Raw genomic sequence first — 1,049 nt, forward strand, 5'->3', positions numbered from 1 at the left:
GTGGATGCCGAGGGGCAGTTCCGCTCAGGGGCAGCGCCCCCTAATGTGCTGGATATTCTGCGGCAGTTCCTGCTGGAGGATATGCTGCTCCCCCCGGCCTACATAGACCCGGCATGGGGGGCAACCTCCACCATGGCCCCGTGGCCGGGTGGGTGGTTCTGGGACGGATCAGCCAGTGTGACCGGCAAGCAGGCTGTCACTGCCCTGCTGTCCGGTCTGGGCATAACCCTGATCCCGACCCGCACGGGAACGCTCCTGCCCATTGTGCTGCTTGCTCCCGATGCCGGGGCGCATGTTGTGGCGGAGCTGACGCCCGACATCATCACCGCGCTGGCGGGGGATAGTCTGGATAGCTCGCTGGACCCGCCCACCTGGCGCTGGCGCATTGGCTTTGCGCATAACTTTACGGTCCAGTCGGCTGGCTCCAGCCTGCACCCCCAGATTACGGCGGCGCAGCAATCCTTTGTTGCCCAGCAGGACCGGGCTGCGGTCTGGTATTCCGCCGCCGTCAAATCCCGCTGGCGTGTGCCCAATGATCCGGACACGATCAGCACGGCCTTGAGCAGGCAGGATGATGCTGCCGTGATTGCCCAGCGCCATGGTGCGCTGTGGGGGAGCAAGCGCAAGCTCTGGGCGGTCTCCCTGCCCCAGATCTACGCATGGCAGATTGAGCTGGGGGATGTGGTCGGGCTGACAGCTCCGGCCCCCGGTCTGGAACAAAGGGCTGTTGGTGTGGTCGTGGGTGAAGAAATCGCCTCGTCCAATCAGACCGTGACCCTGCAAATACTGGTGTAAAACATGGAAAACTGTGGTTTTGGGTGGCAGAACCGTGTTCTGGACGCCACCCTTGTGGCATCGGCGCAGACTGACCTCATGCCGGTGGAAAACCTGCGCAATACCAGTGGTGCGGCCTCCATGGGCTGGCGCTGCCCGCGCAATGTGGCGGTGCTGACACTCAGTCTTCCGCAAGCTGGAGCCTTCCGGGTTTTTAGCCTGCACCGCACCAACCTCATGCCCTCGGCTGTGCTGGCGGTTTCTGCCAGTCTGGC

General features: G+C 63.7%; 2 pseudogenes. Both read left to right on the forward strand.

The features are described 5' to 3' along the window. Nucleotides 1-795 (forward strand): annotated as a pseudogene (locus HK26_RS13725) (hypothetical protein); the annotation flags it as partial. Nucleotides 796-798: 3 nt separating this feature from the next. Further along, nucleotides 799-1,049, forward strand: a pseudogene (locus HK26_RS13110) (hypothetical protein); the annotation flags it as partial.

Origin of the sequence: Acetobacter okinawensis (genome assembly GCF_002153655.1) — a bacterium.
Taxonomy (GTDB): Bacteria; Pseudomonadota; Alphaproteobacteria; order Acetobacterales; family Acetobacteraceae; genus Acetobacter; species Acetobacter okinawensis_A.